We start from the raw sequence: 21,962 nt of genomic DNA, 5'->3' as shown, positions 1-21,962 counted from the left end.
GCATCCCTACAACGCTTCTATTTCAACTGGTTGAAGGGCGTCGTCAGAATGGCCGGAATGAGTTATCCACAGGGGATTGAGGCCTCCCAGATCTTCGGAAAAGAAAAATGAGAATTTCCATCCTCGCCCTGACCGCAGCCCTTGGGTTGTGCGCATCCGCGCCGGGCCTCGTCGCACAGGATCTCGATCTCGACGAAGGTGCGGCGGTCGAAACCCAGCAGGACACAGGCACGCCCGACACCTCGTCCGAGGCGCAGGTGGCCGCCGAGGCGGCGAACCAGACGGCAGAGCCGCAGACGACCACCCAGACCGCCACGACGACACAACGCGCCCCGTCCGGCTTCGTGCTTCGGGACATCCGGTTCCAGAACGGATCGGCCTATCTCGCACCGGAGGACATCGCGGCGGCCAAGGCGGCGCTTGTCGGGCGTCGATACGGCAACGGGTCGGCTCAGGCATTGGCCGAGGCGCTGACGCAGATGTACCGGGATCGCGGCATCCGCTCGGCCCGTGTGATCCCCTACAACATTTCCGGCGGCGTCCTGAACGTGGCCTTTTACGAACCGGTCATCGGCGCGACGCGAGGCGGGACCAATATCGTCTCGAACCGCTATCTGGACTTCCGTCTGCAATTGCCGAAAGGCGAGCTGGCGGACGACCGGAAGATCGACCCACGCATCGCGCGGCATCAGGCGACGGATGGTTTGCCGTTGTCCTATGACTACGCACCTTCGGCCGAGAACACCGTGGACGTCGTGGTGAATGTGCCCGAGATCCAGCGCCACGCTACGACCATCACGCTCGACAACTACGGCTCGCCCGCCTTCGGCCGGGCGCAGCTTGGCGTGAGCCACACGATCAACGGTGTCACGGGCTGGAACGATCCGTTGACCGTCGCCGCCCTGATCCGGCAAGGGTCGTTGACCGGAACCGTCGATTATTCACGGGTCGTCCTGCCCAATGGCGGGCGCGTTTCCCTCAGCCTGCTCGGCACCAATTCACGCGCGGTCATCGGGCCGCTCGTGACCGGGCGCACGCGGTCGGCGAATGCCAGCTTCACTCTGCCCGTCCTCGCCTCCGCCGAGCGTGGGATATCGCTCTTCGTGAACGGCGCTTACAATTGGGAGCGGTCTTCGCTTCTCGGTGTCCAGACGCTGAACGCATGGGGCCCGCAAGGCACCGCAGGGGTGACGGGCTACATCAACGGCGATGGATGGAGCGTTTCGGCGTCCGGTCAGGTCACCGCCGGCACCTATTCGGATGCGGTCTTCGCCACGACGGGCAACACCTATGTCGCCGTGTCGGGGTCCGCGCTGGGCGCGCTGTCCTTAGGCGAGTACATCTTCGCGTCACTCTCGGTCTCGGGCCAGTATGCCGTGTCCGGCGTCATGCCGACATGGAACACCTTCGCGGTGACCGGCGCTGCCGCCGTGCGCGGTTACCCCACGAACCTGTCGGTCGGCGACAGCGGATATGTCGCGCGGTTCCAGATCGAAAAGTCCTCGCCCTTCGCGCTTGGCGGTTCCATCGGGGTCAGACCGTTCGTTTTCGGTGACGTCGGGCAGGCCTTCGACAGCACCCGCGCGCCCCTCGGACTCGCCAGTTCGATCGGGGTCGGCACCAGCTTCACCCAAGGCAACAACGTCTTCGGCGATATCTACATCGCCAAACCCCTCACCACGGGAATCGTCGGTTGGGCCACGCCCAGCGCGGCGCCGACCATCGGCGGTTCGATCTCGGTCAATTTCTGAGGTTCGCGTCGAGCGCACAACACACACGGAACAGGGAGATCCGGGGCATGGCACTGAAGATTACGAAATTCGCGGCGATCCTTGCGTTCAGCCTGTTGCCGGGTCTTGCCATGTCGCAGGACGACACCACTGAAACCGCCGAAGCCGCCCCGGCAGAAGAAACCGCGCCCGTGCGCATCGCAAACGGCCAACGCTTCGGCGCCTGGACCGTCACCTGTGAGGCCGTGGCGGTCGGCGAGACGGCCTGCGTGCTCTCGCAACGTCTTGTGCGGACGTCGGACAACGCCTTCCTCGCCGAAGTTCTTGCGTTCTGGTCCGCCGACGGCGAACAAAGCTTCCTCGCCGCGCGGGTTCCGAATGGCGTGTATTTCCCGTCGGGCTTCGCCTTCAAACCTTCCGACAGCGAAGAGCGGGCTGAATTCGTCTGGCAATCCTGTTCGGCCGATGTCTGTGAGGCATTGTTGACCGAAGACCTGACCAAGCTCGAAGAATATGCGGCGTCGGAAGAGGGGGTCGTCGCGGGCTACCGCCCGAATCTGCGCGCCGAACCCCTGATTTTCCGCATGGACCTGAGCGGGATCGGTGAGGGGATGACCGCACTCAAGGCCGCCACCATCAAGTGACGCCCTCTGACGGGCGGCAGGATCATTCCGCGTCGTCCGAAGGTCGCGACAGCAGATAGGTGTCCATCAGCCAGCCTTTGCGCGCGCGGGCGTCCTTGCGGGTTCGCGCGACATCTTCCGCGACGTCGCGCAATTTGCCTGACACGAGGAGTTCGTCCTCGGTCCCGACGTATCCGCCCCAATAGATCTCCAGATCCCCGTCTACCTCGCGAAAGGCATCGCGCGAGTCGAGCATGACGACCACGTTTCCGCCGTCATCCGGCATACCTTGCGAAAGCTGCCGGCCCGACATGACGGTGAACGACTTCCCGATCCTGTTCAAAGCGACCTTGTGCCGGGCCGCCAGAGCCGAGACGCTGCTGATGCCCGGAATGACCTCGTACTCCAGTTCGACCTGTCCGGCGGCTGTGATGGCATCCAGAATTCCCATCGTGCCGTCGTAAAGCGACGGGTCGCCCCAGATGAGGAAGCCGCCGATTTCGCCCTCGCCAAGTTCCTCGACAATGAGCCGCTCATAGATCGCTCGCACCTCGGCCCGCCACGCCGCAACGTCGGTTGCGTAGACCCCAACCTTGGCGCGTTCCGGGATGTCGAAATCGACGAGACGGTAGTCGGACCCGTCGATGTAACGGTCACAGATTTCGCGGCGCAGATGGTGCAGGTCGGCCTTGTCCTGACCCTTGTTCGGGATGAAGAAGACCGAAACCTTGTTCAGGGCTTTCACGGCCTGAACAGTGACGTATTCCGGGTTCCCCGCACCGATCCCGATCACCATCAAATCACGTTTCATTCTTCGGCCCCTGTCGATCCGTCGCGCCTTTTCAGCGCCCTTGGCGGGGCGCGTCAAGGTGGCTGGCGTGCCATCAATCCTCGCCGGCCTCTGCGATCTTGCGGGCAAGGATATCCAGAAATGTCGAAATCGCCTCGTTTGGCGGCTCTTCGCCATAGCGTGTGACGCCGATCGAGACGCGGGCGCCGGGCAGGCGGATGTCGACCGGCTTCAAAGCGGTCGGGAGGTTCCTGAGGCCGGATTTTCCGTAGCACAACAGGGCGATTGAACGGCTGGCGACGATCATCTGTTCGGCGTTCGAGAACGAGAACATTTCGGCGGATTGCGCCGGTGGGATGGTTCCGGCGGCCCGGAACATGCGGTCGAAGAAACCACGGATCGGCGTGCCATGAGGTGCCACGATCCATTGTTCCTTGGCGAGTTCGGCCATCGAAGGCCTGTGATCGTGAATCGCGTGATCCGTGCGCGCGATCATCATGTAATCCTCGAAATAGAGATGCTTTTCGACCATTTCGGGAAAAGGCGACGGATTGCGCAGGACGCCGATGATAAGGTCGATTTCGCCGCGGCGAAGTGCCTCGACCAGCGTGTCGTAGCCACCGGGAATAGCGACGAGTTGAACCCGCGGATGGGCCTGCGTGATCTCACCGAATGCCTCGAGGACCAGCGACTGTCCCGAGAACGGGAGCATTCCCACGGACACGCGCCCGAGGAGCGAGTCGCCCGTGTCGGCCAGAAGCGCGGGGATGTCGTTCAGCGCGGCGTTGATGCGATCCCAAAGCGCCGCAATCGCGCGTGCAGCTTCCGTCGGTTCCATCCCGGCCTTGCGCCGAATGAAAAGGGTCGGCGCCACGTACCCTGCTATGTCCCGCAGGGACTGACTTATGGCGGGTTGGCTGACACCCAATGCTCTTGCGGCGGCCGAGGCCGTGCCATGGCGGACGACGGCGGACACGGCACGCAAATGGCGCCAACGCGCGAGGCTCGGAAACCGCAGCGGCCCGTCATGGCCCAATACGCCACGCTCCAGCGTCTCGAACTCGGCCGTGATCCGGCGACACTGGTCGATCACGATCTCGCCGAGGGCCGTCGGCTCGGACCCGGACCAGCCACGCTGGAACAGGGCGACCCCCAACTGGTCCTCGGCGCTGTTCAGGGTGCGCGAGAACGCAGGCTGCGACATGGCAGTCGATTCGGCAGCTTCCGAAAGCCTCCGATGCTCGGACAAGGCCCGGATCACGCGAACTTGCCGGGCTGAAAGGATGGCTGAGTTTCCAGACATACATAAGTTATAAGTAAAGTGAAGCCGCATATACAATATGCGCATAAGCGAAACCCGATGGCCGACATTATATCCGCACTGATGACTAAGGGAGGACGCGCAGATGAGCGCAAAGACGCTTGAACACCGCCTGGCAGGGCACGAAAGCCCGTTCGCCATGCTCTACGACAACCAGATGGGCCGCTATCCGTTCCCGATCGAGAGCGAATACACCCACTGGGCCGAAGAGCAGCGCGCGTGGCGCGAGGGCGTGGCGCTGATGAACCAGAGCTTCCACATGACCGACCTCTACGTGAAGGGCCCGGATGTGATGAAGTTGCTCTCGGACATTTCGGTCAACAGCTATGCCAAGTTCGGCAAGGGCAAGGCCAAGCAGATCGTCTGCGTGAACCACGACGGCTACCTCATCGGCGACTCCATCGTGTTCGGCCTCGAAGACGACGAAGTGAATATCGTCGGCCGCCCCATCGTGCCGAACTGGGTGCAATTCCACGCCGAGACCGGCGGATATGACGTTGTCTGCACCCGCGACGAACGCAAGCTGGACGATCCCGACAACCGCCGCCTGACCTACCGCTACGAGGTGCAGGGGCCCAAGGCGCTCGATCTGCTGAACGAGGTGAACGAGGGCGGTCCGCTGACCACCAAGTTCTTCAACATGGGCGAGATCACCATCGCGGGCTGCAAGGGTCAGACGCTGTCGCACGGCATGGGCGGTGCGCAGGGGCTTGAGATCTGGGGCCCGTTCGATGACGGCGACAAGGTGAAAGCACGGCTCATGGAAGTGGGCGAGAAATACGGCCTGCGTCTGGTGGGCAGCCGCGCCTATGCCTCCGCCGCCGCCGAGTCCGGCTGGGTGCCGAGCGTCGTTCCGGCGATCTACACCGGCGAGAAGATGAAGCCCTATCGCCAATGGCTCAAGGCGACGTCGTTCGAGGCGCTTTCGACCCTTGGCGGGTCGATGAAGACCGGGAACATCGAAGACTACTACATGACCCCGTGGGACGTGGATTATGGCCGGGTCATCAAGTTCGACCATGATTTCATCGGGCGCGCGGCGCTTGAGAAGATGGCCGTGCAGCCCCAGCGCAAGAAAATGACGCTGGTCTGGGATGCCGACGACGTGCTCAAGGTGAACGCGGGCTACATGGACGATGGCGACCTGCCGACGAAGAACATGGATTTCCCCGCCGCGCATTACGCGAGCTACCCCTATGATCTGGTGACGAAAGACGGCCGTACCGTAGGTATCTCGATCGCGCCTGCCTATTCGGCGAACGAACGGGCCTGGATCAGCCTCGCCGTGCTCGATCCCGACGTGGCGGAAACCGGCACTGAAGTGACGGTAACGTGGGGTGAACCGGATGGCGGATCGTCTAAACCGACCGTCGAGCGGCACCGTCAGATCGACGTGAAGACCGAAGTGCACCCGTGGCCCATCCATGATGCGGTTCGCGAGACATATCGTAAGCAGACTTGAGGAGAGGACCGATGGTTGTGGTGAACATGATGCAAAACCGTCCTGCGGGCGCCCAACTGGCGGCGTTTCTCGAGGGCGTATCCATCGAAGTGATGCCGCGCACGGCGGCGAAGGTCGAGGATTTCACGGCGATCCTGCCGGAGAACACCCGTGTCTACATCGCCCATATCGAGGGCACGCCGATCGAAGAGATGGTGGACACCGCCAAGCGCCTTGCCGCAGGCGGGTTTCAGGTCATGCCGCACTTCCCCGCGCGGATCATGAAGGACACCGCCGAGCTCAAGGACTGGATCGACCGTTACGTGTCGGAAGCCGGTGTCGAACAGGCGCTGCTTCTGGGCGGCTCGCCCACCACGCCCGTCGGCAAGCTCGACAGCTCGATCCAGTTGATCGAGACGGGCTACTTCGACGGGTTCAAGCGTCTGCACGTCGCCGGTCACCCCGAGGGCAACGGTGACATCGACGCCAAAGGAACCACCACCCATGTGGACGAGGCCGTGCGTTGGAAGCAGGCCTATGCCGACCGCTCCGGCATCGACATGGCGCTGACGACCCAGTTCGTCTTCGCCGCGCAGCCGATGATCGACTGGGCCGAGCGGCTTGAGGCCGATGGTATCACGATGCCGATCCATGCCGGTGTCGCGGGCCCGGCGAAGCTCCAGACCCTCATCAAATACGCCATCGCCTGTGGTGTCGGCCCGTCTCTGAACGTGCTGCAAAAGCGCGCGAAGGATCTCACCAAGCTTCTGAAGCCGTTTGAGCCGACGGAGGTGCTGACCGACCTTGCGGCCTACAAGGCCGAGAACCCGGACAGCCTGATCGACAAGGTGCACGTCTTCCCGCTGGGCGGCATCAAGAACAGCGCCGAATATATCCGCGAAAACGGCTGAACGGGCCTGGCCTGTTGTGACACGAAGCCCGCCGCCTTCGATGGCGGCGGGTTTTTTTAATTGAGTGCGCCGGGCGGCGCACGCTTGGGGTGCACGTCTTTTCGGTTCCCGAAAAGCCATGCGGATGAGGGGCGCTGCCCCTCAAACTCCCCGAGGTATTTTCAGACCGAAGAAGATCAGTCGCCGTTCAGCAGGCGCTGATGGTGTTGCTTGAGCATGAACAGGCCCGACACCGTCAGGATCAGCGCCAAAGTCACTACGAAAAGCGGTGAAACCCACGTCGGATCGTACTTCGGGAAAATGCCCGACTTGGCGAGGGAGGTGATGTGGATCAGCGGGTTCCACCAAAGCACCTGTTGCACATCATCCGGGAAATCCTCGTACAGGAACAGCACGCCGGAGATGATGAACAGGGGGCGAGACGCGAAGCCCCAAAGGCGCGCGACGATGGGCAGTTCCATGAACAGCCAGCAGGTGAACACGCCGAAACCGGCGCCAAGCATCACCGAAAGGCCGACCGCGCACAGAACCGGGGTCAGGTCGAAGCGAAGCCCGTGGCCTGAGACAGAGGCGATCCCGAAGAGCAGCAGGAAAAACACGACCGTGGCCGTCAATGCGTTGAGCAGGAACCGCGCGAGCACGGTGTCCAGCCAGATCACGGTCGGGAACCTGAGCAATGGGCGTGAAAACCTGAGGGCTGCCGTGATAGGGCCGCTCACTTGTCCGAAGATCGCGAAGACGAGGTGCCCGGACGCGTAGTACATGATGAAGGATGTGCCGAGGCGGGGCGTTTTATGCAGGAAGCCGAAAGCGAAGGTCAGGGCGACGATCATCAGCAATGGCGCGGTGAACGCCCACAGGTAGCCCCCGGGCGATTTGCCGTAGCGTGCCGACATTTCCCTGAGAACAAGCGCGCCGACCGTGCGAAGCGTCGGGAACGAGCGTTTCGCAGCTGTGCTTGGCTGGTTCGTGATATCGCTGGCCGACAAGAGGATCTCGAATTCTGGCGCCGATGCGCGCGAGTATGTAGAAGGAGAGGCGAGAGTTCAACGCAAGGTAGAAAGGCGCCGCGTGCCCGAGGATTCGGCAAAGTCACGATCCGCAGCCGGACCGGATGTCATCGTGCGCCCGATGGCAGGACCGGCCCGCCGGAAACGGCGGCATGTCGGACTTCTCCTGTCATTCGTAATGATCGTGCTGCTGCCCTTGGCGGTGATCGGCTGGTACACCTATGTTCGGGCGGTCGATCAGTTCGCGTCCCACGTCGGGTTCACGGTCCGGCAGGAGGATCAGGGGCAGACGCAGGCGCTTTTGGGTGGACTGGCGCAACTTGCGGGTCCGACAGCCGCCGGTGGCGCGTTGGACGGGGATATTCTGAACGAGTTCATTCGCAGTCAGGGATTGGTGGCGCGGGTCGATGAGCGGCTTGATCTATGGTCGCATTACGCGGCGTTTCACGCGATCGACCCGGTGTTCGCGCTGCGCCCGGGTGGCACGATCGAGGATCTGCACGCCTACTGGGGCCGGATCGTCACGATCGACTACGATCAGGCGACGGGTCTGATCGGACTCGAACTTCGCGCGTTCGACGCGGATTTTGCGCAGTCCGTGGCGCGGGCGGTGCTGGACGAGAGCCAAAGCCTCGTCAACGACCTGAACGCCGCGGCCCGCGACGATCTGGTCATGGCGGCCGAAGCCGATGTTGAACTCGGCCTTGCGCGGCTCAAGTCGGCGCGCGAGGCGCTGGTGAACTTTCGCACCCGGACCCAGATCGTCGACCCGGAAACCGATCTGGAAGCCCGGATGGGGGTTCAGACATCGCTGCAACAACAACTTGCTCAGGCCTTGGTCGAATACGACCTTCTTGTTCAGTCGGCGGGCGAACAGGCACCGAGCGTGGTTCAGGCCGAGCGTAAGATCGACGTGATCCGGGATCGGCTGGCGGACGAGCGACAGGCATTCGCCTCCGACCAGTCCTATGTCGGGGTCGAGGGGTATCCGGCCCTGATCGCCGAGTACGAAAGCCTGACGGTCGACCGCGAATATGCGGAAGAGACCTACCGCGCCGCCCTCGCGCAACTCGATGCCGCCAAGGCAAGCGCAGCCCGACAGAGCCGGTATCTGGCGGCCTATGCGCTTCCGACACTGGCCGAGGCACCGATCTATCCGAAACGGCAACAGATCATGCTCGTCTCGCTGTTGTTCCTGTGTTTGGGATGGGCGCTCGTGGTGCTGATCTATTACTCGATCCGGGATCGCGGCTGATGCTGCAAGGGGTTGCGATCACCAAATCCTACATGGTCAAAGGCAAGCCCAAGCTGGTGTTGGACGGCCTCGACTTCGAGGTGCCTGCCGGGGTGTCGCTTGGCCTTCTCGGGCGCAACGGGGCGGGCAAGTCGACGCTGTTGTCGATCCTGTCGGGTGCGGTGAAACCCGATGCGGGAGAGGTCAGGTCCGAGGGCACTATTTCGTGGCCGGTCGGGCTGCGCGCGGCCTTTCACAAGGACATGACGGGGGTGCAGAACGTGCGTTTCGTCGCGCGGGTCTACGGCGTCGACAGCGACGAGCTGGTGGAGTTCGTGCACGACTTTTCCGAACTCGGCGACCATTTCTACATGCCATTCAAGACGTATTCCTCCGGTATGCGCTCCCGCATCTCGTTCGGGACGGCCATGGGCATCCACTTCGACACCTACCTGGTGGATGAGGTGACCGCGGTGGGCGATGCGTCGTTCAAGCGAAAGAGCCGCGCGGTTCTACGCGACCGTCTGGCCAGATCGTCCGCGATCATGGTGAGTCACAACATGGATGAGCTGCGCGCCTCCTGTGATGCCGGGATGGTGCTTGCGGGCGGACGGGCGCGATATTTCGACAACATCGACGACGCGATCAAACAGCACGAATGGGATATGGCCCGCAGTTGATGCCTAACCAACTGTAAACACTTACGAGAATTGGAAACGAAGTTCGCGCAGGCGCCACATTTGCGTGCCGCCGGGCGCCATGCCTTTGCGCGATTCCATCCCTGCCAATGCGCTGGGGGTGGATATGGCTGTCATCGTTCAAGGTCACTTCGCATCGGGTATCGATGCGCTGGACATCGGGATCACCGATCTTGAAATCGTGCCCAACGGGTCCGGTCTGACGCTGTTCAGCCATTCTGGTCGAAACGGGGGGCTTGCTGGCTGGACTGTGTCGACCGGCACGGTCGGGCTCGTCGATCAGGTCGTCTATAACGCGGGATGGATCTCCGGCACCGGGGATGTGATCGCGCTCGACGATGCGCCGGGTGGCGGGATTGAGGCGTTGTTCGGGTCGGTGGTGACAGGTGCCCTGAGTGCCTATTCCGTCACGGATGCGGGGCAGGTCGGGACGATCTCATCCTATTCCGGCCTGGGCACCGATCTGGGGCGTATCACCGACATTTCGGTCGGGATCGATGGCGTGGCCTTTGCCGATGCTTCGGGCGCATTCGGTTTCGCCTTGCGTGGCGGGTCCGGGGCGCTGTCCGGCATGACCGTGCTGTCCGACGACGAGGACACCCACCTTGCGCATGTCACGTCGGTCACGACGGCGACGGTCGGCGGCGCGCAGATCGTCATTGCCGGGGACGCTGGTGAGGACGGTGTCACAAGTTTCGTGACGACGGCGGGCACCCCGGTTCTTGCGGATACCGCAGGGCCGGAGGACGGCATCGGCATCATGGACCCGACCGACATGCAGGTGGTCGAAGTCCTCGGGCAAAGTTACCTCGTGCTCGCATCGGCGCAGGGCATGAACGGTGCGCTCACGGTGTTTCACGTCGCACCCGACGGCACGCTGACCCGCACGGATCATATCACCGACAATCTGAACACCCGGTTCGGCGGCGTTACCGACATCGCCACGGTCGAACATGACGGTCGGATCTACGTCGCTGCGGGCGGGGCGGATGATGGCGTTTCGCTATTCGTCCTTTTGCCCGGCGGTCAGCTTCAGTTCCTCGACGCGATCGAGAACACGTGGACGGATGGGGCAGGTGGGCAGGCCGCGCTCGCCGACGTGACGGCGATCTCCGGCGGCATGATCGCGGATACGCTCAACCTGTTCATCGCGAGCGAAGAGGTCGGAGGGCTGACACGCCTGACCTACGACCTGTCGGATCAGGGGGGCCAGCAGCACCGCACGCAGACGTCAGGCGGGTCGCTTCTGGGCGGCGGGCTGGACGACATACTGGTCAGCGGGGCCGGATCAGACACGATTTCGGCCGGAAATGGTGATGATACGCTCGTGGACGGTGCCGGGCTGGACATTCTGACGGGCGGCGCGGGCGCGGACGTTTTCGTGTTGCGGGACGACCGGACCGAAGACCGGATCATGGATTTCGACCCTGACGTCGATACGCTCGACCTGTCCTCATGGCCCTTCTTTTACGACCCGGCCGCCCTGACGGTCGTGCCGAACGCGAACGGCGCGGTCGTGACGTGGCGCGACGAGGTGCTGGTGCTCAGATCCTACGACGGCACTCCACTGTCGGCCTCAGCCGTCCGTAATGCCGTGCGAAAGACGCCGGATCGCGCGATGGACCTGTCCGGTTACGACTTCCCGGAGTGGGACGGTGAACTGGACGAAGAACCGGATATCGCGTTCGGCTACGACCTTGGCGACACGGATGGCGACGACCTGGTTACCGGCGGGTCCCGGTCCGAAATGATCGCGCTGTCCACGGGCGATGATGTGGTTCACGCAGGCGGAGGCAACGACCGGGTCGATGGCGGTGCCGGTCGCAAGACGATCTACCTCGACAATGGCGACGACATCTTCGACGACAAGGATGCGAGCACGGCGCTCGACGGCGATGTCGTGCGCGGCGGTGCCGGGAACGACACGCTGCTCATGGGCCTCGGTGACGACGATGTCGATGGCGGAACGGGGCGCGACCTGATCCGGGCCGGTGGCGGGAACGATACCGTGACGGGTGGCGCCGGGGCCGACGAGGCGTGGCTCGGCGCCGGGAACGACACCTATCTCGACGGCGACGACGAGGGCGCGACCGACAATGACGTGGTCTACGGCGAGGACGGGGACGACACCATCACGACCGGCAACGGGGACGATCAGATCGACGGCGGCGACGGCGACGACCGGCTTGGGGGCCGGGCCGGTCATGACATCCTGTTCGGTGGCCGGGGCGCGGACATTCTGTGGGGCGCGTCCGGAAACGACCAGCTGCGCGGTGACGATGGGGATGACGAGATCTTCGGCGGGTCGGGCGGCGATCATCTGCTGGGCGGGGCCGGTAATGACCTGATCGAAGGTGGCAGCGGCGACGACGTGGCGCACGGCGAAGACGGCGACGACACCATGTGGGGGCAGGACGGCGACGACCATTTCATCGGCGATGGCGGCGACGATCTGATCTACGGGGACGGCGGTCGTGACCGGCTGGTCGGCGGCGATGGCGCGGACCTCGTTTATGGCGGCGATGGGGATGACGAACTTCACGGTGAGGGCGGCTTCGATCGTCTGTTCGGCGGGGATGGCGATGACGTCATGTATGGCGGCGAGTTGCGCGACGTGCTGTGGGGCAGCAATGGCGACGACATTCTCTACGGCGGCGCATGGCACGACATCCTCAAGGGGCATGGGCACGACGACAAGATTTACGGCGGCATCGGAATCGACACGATCTGGGGCGGTTGGGGGAACGACACGCTCCGCGGAGGCTGGGGTGAAGACAGGATTTATGGCGAATCCGGCAACGACGTCATTCATGGCGACGGGATGAACGACTGGATCGACGGAGGCACGGGCTATGACCGCATCTATGGAGGTGACGGGCACGACGTGGTTTTCGCCAGTGGCCACAACGACACCGTTTATGGCGGCGTCGGCATCGACAGGCTGCACGGCGGCTGGGGCAATGACGTGATTTATGGCGAATGGGGCGTGGACCGTCTGTGGGGCGATTCCGGCAATGATCGGCTCTATGGCGGCGGTCTGAATGACTTCCTCTGGGGCGGAGACGGCGCCGACCGGATTTACGGTGGCACCCACAACGACATCCTGTTCGGAAACGGCCACGCGGACTATCTCGAAGGCGGTGTCGGCGTCGACAGGCTCTATGGAGGCTGGGGAAACGACACGCTGCGCGGGGGATGGGGTGCAGACCTTTTGCGCGGGGACAGCGGAAATGACCGCCTCTTCGGGGACGGCTTGAACGACAAGCTGGTCGGAGGGCTGGGCAATGACATCCTCTACGGTGGGTCGGGTGCGGACAGGTTCGAATTCTGGCGCTGGGACGACCGGGACAAGGTGATGGATTTTTCGATGTCCGACCGGATCGTGCTGCACAACGTCGCGCGGTCCATGGTGTCGGTTCACACGTCGGGGGGGAGCACCTTCATCGAGTGGGGGAACGAACAGGTTGAATTGGTCGATTTCACCAATGGCGGTTTCGACAAGGGCGACATCATTTTCGAATGATGGCTCACGGGCCGATCAACACAGCGTCCGCAAGGTCAGCGAGGTCGAAATCCCCTTCCAGAAAGATCGTGTGCCGTGCGTCGAAGACGATCCGAACGCCGCCAGCTTCGGCCACGGCGGATGCGGCGACCAGATCGACGGAGTCGACGAGTTCCCGACCAATCTCCAGCCGGTCCCGCGCCGGGCGAAAATCGGTGATGGTGTCGTGACCGTCGCCTTGCCGGAAAATGAAGGTGTCGGCGCCGAACCCAAGCGTGACCGTATCGTCGCCCGCACCGCCACGAACGCGATCATCGCCGGGACCGGCCATTATCAGATCGTCCCCCGTGCCCCCTTCGATGTCGTCTCGACCTTTGCGGCCCCAAAGGACGTCGTTCCCCGCGCCCCCCGATATCCGGTCGTTTCCGCGCCCGGCATAGATCGAATCGTCTCCGGGGCCGCCAGTGACGGCATCGTCGCCTCGCCCGGCGGAAATCCAGTCTTCGCCGTCTCCACCCTCGACGGTGTCATCGCCGCGGTGCGCGATGATCCGGTCGTCACCTCCGCCGCCCCGGACCAGATCGTTGCCGCGACCGGACATCAGGGCATTGCTCGCGTCGTTTCCGATGAGCACGTCGTTTCCGGTTCCGGTTCCGGTGTTCGCGTTTTCGATCAGAACGCCCTGCGCAATCGAGAATCCGCCCGCGACGGACCGGGCAGCGGACAGGAAACCGCCACCGCCCGGCCCATAGTCCAAGGTCGCGGGCCTCAGGTCGATGATGGCGTCGCGCAGCCCGGTATATCGGATCGTATCGGTGCCGCCCGTGTCCCAGATTGATCGCCAGCCGGTCCCGATCTGATTGAGGTCCGGAAGGTCGTAGACGTCGTCGCCGTTGGCGGTCGCGAGGTTAGCGCCGTACATCGATTGCAGCGCGGCAATGTCCAAAGCCATCGGCCCGGACTGGTAGCCCCAGCCGCCGGAGAGCGCGGCGAAACTCCCCCAATCTCCATCGTTCCAGCCGAAGTTGTAGGACATCGTGGTGTAGACGCCCTGATTCAGGCCCGCCGTGCCGTAATCTCCGAACGCGACCGCCACCCCGTCCATCACCGTCGAAGTGCCGCCGGTGTCATGCGGGTGCGACAGGCCAAGACCATGCAGAACCTCGTGAATCAGGATCGCTTGGGTCAATGTGCCCGGAACAAGCGCGCTTCTGTCCCAGCGTTCGCCGTTCAGATTGCCATGTCCCGCGCTGGCTTCGCCCGGCGGATGGAAGTAGCCCAGAAGGTTATGAACCGCGAGTTCGTCGTCATCGAGACCGAAAAGGAAATCGGCGTTCGCAGGGTCATCGACGCGCGTGAACGTCAGATTGGTGATCGCTTCGATGGCGCCGAAGGCCTGCATCGCCCGTGTGATCTGGTCTGCGCTCCACCCTTCCGAAGTGATCCCGTCCACCTCGACCCCCGCACCGGCGAAACAGACGGTGATCGCATTGGTCGGAACCTGCGTTCCCCAGAGGATCGACGTGACGGGGGAGTTGGCGAGGGACGAGACGTTCAGAACGTATTGCCCGGTCATGGCGCCCGAGGCGTAGGCATCGACGAAAAAGGTGGCGCTTTCCGTGGCGGTGTACGTGATCCGCGCGTTCAGGTTCTCGGCGCTCATGTCGAGGTTCAGGTCGATCAGGTGTCCTGAGGCGTCGTACAGGTCGAGGATCGGGTCGCTCACCCCGTTCTCGGCCGCACCGCGCAGCGTGATCGTCACCGTCTGGCCGGCGTCTAGGTCGAGCCTGTACCAGTCTTCGTCAAAGACCGTTTCCAAGGCCCCGATACGGGTCTCGCCGACCGCGATCGTTGCCGTCGTGCCCGGATTCCCAGCAATGTCCGGCATGGCACACCCCACCAGCGAAGCCCCCGCTCCGCCTGCGAAATTAACCGGGCATTAAGCTCAAATGGGAGTAAAACCGGAACGATTGGTAAACGGCTACAGCGGCGGCTTGGCGAAAACCGGGAGAGCGGACTGGCGCTCCAAGGCCGTCAGGAACGCCTGCGCGGTATCCATCGCTTCCCGTATCGTCACGTCCATGTCGAGATAGCGATAGGTGCCGAGTCGCCCGACGAAGGTCACACCATCCTCGCCTTCGGCCCGCGCGACATAGTCCGCCAGCAGCGCCTTCTCGTCGACCATGCGGATGGGATAATACGGGATGTCGTCAGGCCCGCAGGCCCGCGAGAATTCACGGTAGAGCACCGAACCCTCGTGGCTTTCCCATGGCGAGAAATGCTTGTGTTCGGTGATGCGCGTGAACGGCACGTCACGGTCGCCGTAATTCATCACCGCGCAGCCCTGCCAGTCACCGGATGCCGTGAACCGTTCGAAATCGAGCGTGCGATACCCCAGCCGCCCAAGGTCGTAGTCGAAATACCCGTCCAGCGGGCCAGACCAGACGATGTGATCGTGCTCGGCCTTCATGGCCGGGTCGAACGGTGTGGACAGGCTCACGGTGATGCCCGGATCGTCGAGGATCGCCTCGACCATCGGCGTATAGCCATGCTCCGGCATCCCCTGAAAGCGGTGGAAAAAGTAGTTGTCGTCGTAGTTGAACCGGACCGGCAGGCGCTTGAGGATCGACGCGGGCAATTCGGTCGGCGAACAACCCCACTGCTTTTCGGTGTAGCCCTTGAAGAACGCCTCATAAAGGTCGGGGCCTACGAACCGCAGCGCCTGCTCTTCGAAGGTCTGGGGGTCGGTAATGCTCGTGTCCGCCTGTTCTTCGATAAACGCGCGCGCCTCGTCCGGTCGCATCGTCTTGCCGAAAAACTGGTTGATCGTGTGCAGGTTCACGGGAAGCGAAAAGACCTGCCCCTGCGTGGTCGATTTCACCCGGTTCTTGTAGGGCATGAACGTGGTGAAGGCATTCACGTAGTTCCAGACGGCTTCGTCGTCGGTGTGAAAGATGTGCGGGCCGTAGACATGGACCATCACACCCGTCTCGGGGTCGCGTTCGGTGTGGCAGTTTCCGGCCACGTGATTGCGGGAGTCGATCACGGTCACGTCGTGTCCCGCTTCGGCCATGCGCCGACCGATCACGGCACCGGACAACCCCGCCCCAACCATCAGAAACTTCATCGTGACCCCTCCGATCTTCGGCCATTCCTGTGGCATGTTGACCCGTGCCGCGCAACCCGCGGGCTTGTCGCGGCATCGGGAAAGGTGGCACAACACCGCCATAGGCGGAGGGGCAGGATTTGAGCATGCACGAAGGGCGGTGGATGGCCGTTGATTGGTCTGCGGGGCGTTTGCGGGTCTGGGTGATCGGGGCCGATGGTGACGTTCTGGACCGGGAAGAGGCCGATGTGACCGGACTAACGGCCTACGAGACGGGCCTTGCGCCGATCATCGCACACCATCTGGACGACGATGACGGGATCGACATTCTCGTCACAGGCGATCCTTCGGCCCCGGACGGCTGGGGTGACGGGGTTTGCGCGAAAGTGCCCTGCACACCGCCCGGACCTGACGCGACGACGCGGGTCGAAGCACGCGACGACCGCCTGCACGTCAACCTCGTCACGGGCGTCCGTCAGGACGATCCGCCGGGCCTGATGCTCGCGGACGCCGTGCGCATCCGCGGGTTTCTTGCCCTCAACGATACCTTCGACGGTGTCATCTGCCTTGCAGGCCCGCGAACCCGCTGGGTTCACATCAGCGCGGGCGAGATCGTCAGCTTCCAAAGCTTCGTGACCGGCGATTTCATCGCCACGGCCTTTGCCGCGATGGGCCGTTCCGGCCAGCCCGGTGCCGGCCTTGGCGACGCGGTCGCGTCAGCCATTTCGAAACCCGAAGCGGTGGCCGCACGTATCGGTGCGCTGGAGGCCGGGCATCGGCTGGGAACGGTGCCCGATCAGACCATCCGGGATGAGGTTTGGGGCCTGTTCCTTGGTCTCGAGCTGGCGGCGGCGCGGCCATACTGGCTGGGGCAGCGCGTGGCGCTTATCGGATCGGGGGATCGGATGGCAGCTTACCGCACGGCGATGCAGGTGCAGGGTGTTCTGCTGGAAGAGGCGGACGAAGAAGAGGCCATGCTGGCCGGTTTCCGCGCGATCCGAGGCGCCTGACACTCACGCGCCGACCGCATCCCGTGCCACCGACACGGCCTTCAGGATCGCGAACAGCGGCTGCCCGGCTTTCAATCCCATCGCATCGACCGACCGTCGCGTAACCCGCGCGAGGATCAGGTTGCCGCCCGCGTCGAGTTGCACGAGCGCGCCGGGGCCATCGCCCATCCGGATGTCGCGCACGGTCGCGCGCAGGACGTTGAGGGCGGAAATGCCCTCGGGTCGGTCGAGGGCAAGCATGACGTCCTGCGCCTCGATATGAACCCGAAGCGCATCACCGGTCTCACGCGCCACCTGCGGGATCAGCAGTCGAAGACCGCCCGCGTCAAGTTCAGTCAGTCCGTCGGCGTGCTGCGCGAGCACGACCGCTTCCAGCATCGCGCCCGCCGCTCCGGGGCCGAGGGGCGTGATCTGCGGGTCCGCCATGACCTCACCTGCCGGACCCACGCGTTTCACCCGGCCGTTTTCGAGAACCACGATGGTCGTGGCGAGGCGCGCGACCTCGGCGGCCGCGTGGCTCACATACAGGATAGGGATGTCGAAGGTATCCCGCAGCCGTTCGAAATAGGGCAGGATCTCGGCCTTCCGGTCCTCATCCAATGCGGCGAGGGGTTCGTCGGCCAATAGCATCCTGGGTGCCGAGAACAGGGCGCGCCCGATGGCGACACGCTGCTTTTCACCGCCTGACAGCGTGCCGGGGCGACGATCGAGCATCCCGCCGAGTCCGAGCATGTCGATCACCTTATCGCGGTCCACGGGCGCAGCATCCTTGGGCGCGAAACGCGAGCCATAGCCGAGGTTCTTCGCCACAGTGAGGTGGGGAAACAGCCGCGCATCTTGGAACACATAGCCCAGACGCCGCCGATGCGGCTGAAGCCACGTGCGGGTGCCCGTGTCCATCAGGACCGTGCCGTCGACCTCGATCCGGCCTGTTTCGGGTCTGGTCAGGCCGGCGATTGCGTTGATGACACTCGTCTTGCCGGAACCGGACCGCCCGAACAGGACGGTGACGCCCGCCGGGGCCTCGAACGTCGCATCGAGGGTGAAGCTTTCAAGCCGCTGGCATATGCGCACCGAAAGCGTCATCCGCGAACCCTACGGGCGATGCGCTGGGCGGCGATCTCGGACAGGACGAGCGCGAGCATGGCGATGGCGACCGATATGATGACCAGACGGATTGCCGCGCTTTCGCTTCCCGGCACCTGAAGGAAGGCGTAGATCGCGCTGGGCAGGGTCTGGGTCTGGCCGGGAATATTCGAGACGAAGGTGATGGTCGCCCCGAATTCTCCCATCGCCTTGGCAAAGGCGAGAATGGCCCCGGCAAGGATGCCGGGCAGGATCAGCGGCAGAGTGACCGTGACGAAGACCCATCCCTTCGGCGCCCCAAGCGTGGCGGCGGCCTGTTCCAGCTTGGGGTCGACGGCTTCGATCGACAGCCGTATCGCGCGCACCAGAAGGGGAAACGCCATGATCCCGGCCGCAAGCGCCGCACCGGTCCAGCGAAAGGCGAAGACGATCCCGAAAGGCTCCAGAACCGACCCGACGGGCCCCGTCTTGCCGAAGGTCAGAAGCAGCAGGTAGCCGGTCACGACGGGCGGCAGGATCAACGGCAGATGCACCAGACCGTTCAGGATCTGACGCCCCGGAAACTCCCACCGGGCCAGCGCGAAGGCGATGAACAGCCCCGGCGGCAGCGCGGCGAGGGTGGCCCAGACCGCGACCTTCAAAGACAGTGCTATCGCCTGCCACTCTGCCGGACCAAGCCACGTCGTCATGTCAGTCCGGTATCATGGCAAAGCCTGACGCTGCGAACACGCTACGTGCTTCCGGTCCTTGCAGGAAGGCAAGAAACTCGTCGTTCAGCGGGTTGTTCGATGCCTCGACGGCAGCGGCGGGGTAGACGATCCGGGGATGCGTGTCCGCTGGAAATGTCCCGATCACGCTCACGCGCGGCTCTGCCTTTGCATCCGTCGCATAGACGATACCCAAAGGCGCTTCGCCGGTCGCGACCAGTGTCAGGGCGGTCCGCACGTTGTCGGTCTGGGCCACCTGATCCTCGACCGCATCCCAAAGACCAAGGGCGGACAGCGCGGTCTTGCCGTAGATGCCGGCGGGGACCGCATCGACCAGCGCCATGGCAAGAAAACCGCCGCCCAACCGCTGCATCAGATCGAAATCAGTGTCTATTTCAGCCGGAGTCTGGGGTCCGGTGCCGATCAGAACGAGGCTGTTTTCAAGCAGATCGACTTTGCTATCCGGGTCGATGGCGCCCATCTCGATCAATCGGGTCATCCAGTCACGGTTCGCCGACAAAAAGATGTCGGCGGGCGCACCCAGTTCGATCTGGCGCGCGAGGACCGAGGACCCGGCGAAGGAAACCACGACCTCATGCCCCGTCGATTTCTCGAATGCCGCCCCTATGTCTTCCAGCACGTCACCAAGGCTCGCCGCCGCGAAAACGGTGATCTGTCCGGCAGAGGCCGGTGCCGTGAGCAGGACGAGGCAAAGCAGGGCGGATCGGATCATCGTGATCCTCACTTTGGATATGTTCACTGAAACATATCGCAACTCAAACACCCTGCGACAAGCGTCAAGTTTCATCGGACGTATCGCGCAGAAGCGATGCGATGGCCGCGATTTCGCCTGTCCCGGCCTCTCGGGACTTGGCCTCCAACGCGCGGTAGTGGGTCAAGACCGCCAGCCCGGTTTCGGTCAACGAAGCCCCACCGCCGCGTGCCCCGCCTCGCGCGCTGTCGACCAGTGGTTCGCGAAACGCGCCGTTCATCTCGTCGACGAGCGACCACGCCCGTTTGTAGCTCATCGACATGGCGCGCCCCGCTGCCGAGATGGAGCCGGTGTCGCGGATCGCAGCAAGCAAGTCGGCCTTGCCCGGTCCGATCATCGCGCCCCCGGCGAAGAACAGACGCAAGCGCAGGCGCGGGTCGTCATCATTCGGCATCATTCGCATCCTATGGCAGGTCGAACATGGCGCTGGCAAGAAAGCCGAGGGCGGGATCACACCCAATTCTCGCCATATGATTGCTTGAGTAGGATGCAAGCCTTGGTCATGTTGGAACGAGCAAGAAGAACAAGGGCTTGGACATGAAACCCACCTCGATCACGCCGGTATTGCTTTGCGGAGGCTCGGGAACGCGCCTTTGGCCCCTGTCGCGCAAGAGCTACCCCAAGCAATTCGTGCCGCTGGTGGGCGAGACGACGTTGTTTCAGGCCTCGGCGCAGCGCCTTTCGGGTGGGACCGGAAAGCTGGCCTTCGGCAAGCCCATCGTGGTGACCAACTCAGACTTCCGGTTCATCGTGACCGAGCAGCTTGCAGGCGTCGGCATCGACCCCGGCGCGATCCTGATCGAGCCGGAGGGGCGCAACACGGCGCCCGCCGTCCTCGCCGCCGCGCTTCAGATCGCGCGGACCGATCCCGAGGGTGTCATGCTGGTCGCGCCATCGGACCACGTCGTGCCGGATGTCGACGCGTTTCACGCCTCGGTCGAAGCCGGATTGGCGGCGATCAGTCAAGGCGAGCTTGTTACGTTCGGCATCACGCCGACCCGCCCGGAAACCGGCTACGGCTACCTTGAACTGTCGGAAAAGCCCGACGGATCGGGGTCACCCGTCAAGCTTTCCAAATTCATCGAAAAGCCCGATGAGAAGCGGGCGGAAGAGCTTGTCGCGGCCGGAACCTACCTGTGGAACGCAGGCATCTTTCTTTTGCGCGTGTCCGACATCATTTCGGCGTTCGAGGCCCATGCCGCAGGCCTCGTCGCCCCGGTGAGCCGTGCGCTGGACGAATCCGAAGTCGATCTGGGGTTCATCCGGCTTGCGCCCGGCCCGTGGGCGGAGGCCGAGGATATTTCCATCGACTATGCCGTGATGGAGCGCGCAAGCAATCTGTCGGTCGTGCCGTTCGCCGCCGCGTGGTCCGATCTCGGCGGATGGGATGCGGTCTGGCGCGAAGAAGGGCCGGATGCGACGGGAGTCGTCACGTCGGGGCCGGCCACGGCGATCGACTGCACCAATTCGCTTTTGCGGTCGGAAAGCGAACGGTTGCAGGTGGTGGGCATCGGGCTCGACAATATCATGGCGGTCGCGACACCCGACGCGGTTCTCGTCGCCGACATGAGCCGGGCGCAGGACGTCAAACTCGCCGTCGAGGCGCTCAAGGCAAAGGGCGCGGCGCAGGCGACCGAGTTTCCCAAGGATCACCGCCCGTGGGGCTGGTTCGAGAGCATCGTGGTCGGCCAGCGGTTTCAGGTGAAGCGCATACTCGTCCATCCGGGCGCGTCGCTGTCGCTTCAAAGCCACTTCCACCGATCCGAACACTGGATCGTGGTCGAAGGAACGGCGAAGGTCACGGTGGACGACGAAGTGAAACTCGTGACCGAGAACGAAAGCGTCTACATCCCGCTTGGCGCGGTGCACCGGATGGAGAATCCTGGCCGCGTGCCGATGGTTCTGATCGAGGTTCAGACCGGCGCCTATGTCGGCGAGGACGACATCGTGCGGTATGAGGATATCTACGCCCGGACCTAGCCGAACTTTGAGGTGTGGTCCCGCGTTGGGACCGGAACACG

The 21,962-nt window shown here is 63.6% G+C and carries 18 protein-coding genes; 9 read left to right on the top strand and 9 right to left on the bottom strand.

Features of this window, described 5'->3' with window-relative positions:
* Window positions 1–107: 107 nt before the first annotated feature.
* Complete coding sequence (locus FCT00_RS05675; RefSeq protein WP_138422176.1) at window positions 108–1,751, top strand: ShlB/FhaC/HecB family hemolysin secretion/activation protein; 1,644 nt, start codon at window positions 108–110, stop codon at window positions 1,749–1,751.
* A 47-nt stretch (window positions 1,752–1,798) separates the two neighbouring features.
* A complete protein-coding gene (locus FCT00_RS05670; RefSeq protein ID WP_138422175.1) occupies window positions 1,799–2,374 on the top strand; it encodes an invasion associated locus B family protein in 576 nt (191 codons plus the stop codon).
* Window positions 2,375–2,396: 22 nt separating this feature from the next.
* Here FCT00_RS05670 and cobF read toward each other — a convergent pair whose 3' ends face one another.
* Both cobF and FCT00_RS05660 read right to left on the bottom strand, forming a co-directional pair.
* Window positions 2,397–3,164 carry a precorrin-6A synthase (deacetylating) gene (cobF, locus tag FCT00_RS05665; protein WP_138422174.1) on the bottom strand — a complete coding sequence of 256 codons (768 nt, stop codon included), beginning with the start codon at window positions 3,162–3,164 and terminating at the stop codon, window positions 2,397–2,399.
* Window positions 3,165–3,237: 73 nt separating this feature from the next.
* Window positions 3,238–4,446 carry a LysR family transcriptional regulator gene (locus FCT00_RS05660; protein WP_235888943.1) on the bottom strand — a complete coding sequence of 403 codons (1,209 nt, stop codon included), beginning with the start codon at window positions 4,444–4,446 and terminating at the stop codon, window positions 3,238–3,240.
* Between the two features lie 103 nt (window positions 4,447–4,549).
* Between FCT00_RS05660 and FCT00_RS05655 the strand changes: the two genes are divergently transcribed.
* Window positions 4,550–5,926, top strand: coding sequence for an aminomethyl transferase family protein (locus tag FCT00_RS05655; protein ID WP_235888942.1), 1,377 nt, complete (start codon window positions 4,550–4,552; stop codon window positions 5,924–5,926).
* A gap of 11 nt (window positions 5,927–5,937) precedes the next feature.
* The gene (locus FCT00_RS05650) at window positions 5,938–6,816 is read left to right on the top strand and encodes a methylenetetrahydrofolate reductase (protein WP_138422172.1); all 879 of its coding nucleotides are present in this window, start codon (window positions 5,938–5,940) and stop codon (window positions 6,814–6,816) included.
* A gap of 176 nt (window positions 6,817–6,992) precedes the next feature.
* Here FCT00_RS05650 and FCT00_RS05645 read toward each other — a convergent pair whose 3' ends face one another.
* Window positions 6,993–7,805, bottom strand: coding sequence for an ABC transporter permease (locus FCT00_RS05645; protein WP_138422171.1), 813 nt, complete (start codon window positions 7,803–7,805; stop codon window positions 6,993–6,995).
* 199 nt (window positions 7,806–8,004) lie between these two features.
* Here FCT00_RS05645 and FCT00_RS05640 point away from each other — a divergent pair, with 199 nt between their 5' ends.
* The 3 genes from FCT00_RS05640 (at window position 8,005) to FCT00_RS05630 (ending at window position 13,281) form a co-directional block, all read left to right on the top strand.
* A complete protein-coding gene (locus FCT00_RS05640) occupies window positions 8,005–9,081 on the top strand; it encodes a sugar transporter (RefSeq protein WP_171042897.1) in 1,077 nt (358 codons plus the stop codon).
* Window positions 9,081–9,740 carry an ABC transporter ATP-binding protein gene (locus FCT00_RS05635; protein WP_138422169.1) on the top strand — a complete coding sequence of 220 codons (660 nt, stop codon included), beginning with the start codon at window positions 9,081–9,083 and terminating at the stop codon, window positions 9,738–9,740. Before FCT00_RS05640 ends, FCT00_RS05635 begins: the two co-directional genes overlap by 1 nt.
* Before the next feature lie 124 nt (window positions 9,741–9,864).
* Window positions 9,865–13,281 (top strand): calcium-binding protein, encoded by a 3,417-nt coding sequence (locus FCT00_RS05630; protein ID WP_171042896.1) that lies wholly within the window; start codon window positions 9,865–9,867, stop codon window positions 13,279–13,281.
* Window positions 13,282–13,285: 4 nt separating this feature from the next.
* Here FCT00_RS05630 and FCT00_RS05625 read toward each other — a convergent pair whose 3' ends face one another.
* A complete protein-coding gene (locus tag FCT00_RS05625; RefSeq protein ID WP_138422167.1) occupies window positions 13,286–15,148 on the bottom strand; it encodes a M10 family metallopeptidase in 1,863 nt (620 codons plus the stop codon).
* Between the two features lie 93 nt (window positions 15,149–15,241).
* Window positions 15,242–16,387: a UDP-galactopyranose mutase gene (gene glf / locus FCT00_RS05620; RefSeq protein ID WP_138422166.1), complete on the bottom strand. Its 1,146-nt coding sequence runs from the start codon at window positions 16,385–16,387 to the stop codon at window positions 15,242–15,244.
* A 143-nt stretch (window positions 16,388–16,530) separates the two neighbouring features.
* Here glf and FCT00_RS05615 point away from each other — a divergent pair, with 143 nt between their 5' ends.
* Window positions 16,531–17,376, top strand: a complete 846-nt coding sequence (locus FCT00_RS05615; protein WP_171042895.1) for a 2-dehydro-3-deoxygalactonokinase — start codon at window positions 16,531–16,533, stop codon at window positions 17,374–17,376.
* 3 nt (window positions 17,377–17,379) lie between these two features.
* Here the strand turns inward: FCT00_RS05615 and modC are convergent, their stop codons facing one another.
* From modC to FCT00_RS05595, 4 genes are all read right to left on the bottom strand, one after another.
* Window positions 17,380–18,462 carry a molybdenum ABC transporter ATP-binding protein gene (gene modC, locus FCT00_RS05610; RefSeq protein WP_138422164.1) on the bottom strand — a complete coding sequence of 361 codons (1,083 nt, stop codon included), beginning with the start codon at window positions 18,460–18,462 and terminating at the stop codon, window positions 17,380–17,382.
* Complete coding sequence (gene modB, locus FCT00_RS05605) at window positions 18,459–19,151, bottom strand: molybdate ABC transporter permease subunit (protein ID WP_138422163.1); 693 nt, start codon at window positions 19,149–19,151, stop codon at window positions 18,459–18,461. Before modB ends, modC begins: the two co-directional genes overlap by 4 nt.
* 1 nt (window position 19,152) lies before the next feature.
* Window positions 19,153–19,902: a molybdate ABC transporter substrate-binding protein gene (gene modA, locus FCT00_RS05600; RefSeq protein ID WP_235888941.1), complete on the bottom strand. Its 750-nt coding sequence runs from the start codon at window positions 19,900–19,902 to the stop codon at window positions 19,153–19,155.
* 64 nt (window positions 19,903–19,966) lie between these two features.
* A complete protein-coding gene (locus FCT00_RS05595) occupies window positions 19,967–20,335 on the bottom strand; it encodes a winged helix-turn-helix domain-containing protein (protein ID WP_407943650.1) in 369 nt (122 codons plus the stop codon).
* 143 nt (window positions 20,336–20,478) lie between these two features.
* Here FCT00_RS05595 and FCT00_RS05590 point away from each other — a divergent pair, with 143 nt between their 5' ends.
* Window positions 20,479–21,921, top strand: coding sequence for a mannose-1-phosphate guanylyltransferase/mannose-6-phosphate isomerase (locus FCT00_RS05590; RefSeq protein ID WP_138422160.1), 1,443 nt, complete (start codon window positions 20,479–20,481; stop codon window positions 21,919–21,921).
* Window positions 21,922–21,962: the final 41 nt, after the last annotated feature.

The organism is Maritimibacter alexandrii (assembly GCF_005871115.1).
Lineage (GTDB): Bacteria > Pseudomonadota > Alphaproteobacteria > Rhodobacterales > Rhodobacteraceae > Maritimibacter > Maritimibacter alkaliphilus.
Note: the sequence above shows the minus strand (reverse complement) of the source record. Positions and strands in the feature narration are given on the sequence as shown.

Bases quoted from the DNA above. Each gene is read 5' to 3' on its own strand.
- FCT00_RS05675 (WP_138422176.1), top strand. From the start codon at position 108: ATGAGAATTTCCATCCTCGCCCTGACCGCAGCCCTTGGGTTGTGCGCA.
- FCT00_RS05670 (WP_138422175.1), top strand. From the start codon at position 1,799: ATGGCACTGAAGATTACGAAATTCGCGGCGATCCTTGCGTTCAGCCTG.
- cobF (WP_138422174.1), bottom strand. From the start codon at position 3,164: ATGAAACGTGATTTGATGGTGATCGGGATCGGTGCGGGGAACCCGGAA.
- FCT00_RS05660 (WP_235888943.1), bottom strand. From the start codon at position 4,446: ATGTCTGGAAACTCAGCCATCCTTTCAGCCCGGCAAGTTCGCGTGATC.
- FCT00_RS05655 (WP_235888942.1), top strand. From the start codon at position 4,550: ATGAGCGCAAAGACGCTTGAACACCGCCTGGCAGGGCACGAAAGCCCG.
- FCT00_RS05650 (WP_138422172.1), top strand. From the start codon at position 5,938: ATGGTTGTGGTGAACATGATGCAAAACCGTCCTGCGGGCGCCCAACTG.
- FCT00_RS05640 (WP_171042897.1), top strand. From the start codon at position 8,005: ATGATCGTGCTGCTGCCCTTGGCGGTGATCGGCTGGTACACCTATGTT.
- FCT00_RS05635 (WP_138422169.1), top strand. From the start codon at position 9,081: ATGCTGCAAGGGGTTGCGATCACCAAATCCTACATGGTCAAAGGCAAG.
- FCT00_RS05630 (WP_171042896.1), top strand. From the start codon at position 9,865: ATGGCTGTCATCGTTCAAGGTCACTTCGCATCGGGTATCGATGCGCTG.
- FCT00_RS05625 (WP_138422167.1), bottom strand. From the start codon at position 15,148: ATGCCGGACATTGCTGGGAATCCGGGCACGACGGCAACGATCGCGGTC.
- glf (WP_138422166.1), bottom strand. From the start codon at position 16,387: ATGAAGTTTCTGATGGTTGGGGCGGGGTTGTCCGGTGCCGTGATCGGT.
- FCT00_RS05615 (WP_171042895.1), top strand. From the start codon at position 16,531: ATGGCCGTTGATTGGTCTGCGGGGCGTTTGCGGGTCTGGGTGATCGGG.
- modC (WP_138422164.1), bottom strand. From the start codon at position 18,462: ATGACGCTTTCGGTGCGCATATGCCAGCGGCTTGAAAGCTTCACCCTC.
- modB (WP_138422163.1), bottom strand. From the start codon at position 19,151: ATGACGACGTGGCTTGGTCCGGCAGAGTGGCAGGCGATAGCACTGTCT.
- modA (WP_235888941.1), bottom strand. From the start codon at position 19,902: ATGATCCGATCCGCCCTGCTTTGCCTCGTCCTGCTCACGGCACCGGCC.
- FCT00_RS05595 (WP_407943650.1), bottom strand. From the start codon at position 20,335: ATGCCGAATGATGACGACCCGCGCCTGCGCTTGCGTCTGTTCTTCGCC.
- FCT00_RS05590 (WP_138422160.1), top strand. From the start codon at position 20,479: ATGAAACCCACCTCGATCACGCCGGTATTGCTTTGCGGAGGCTCGGGA.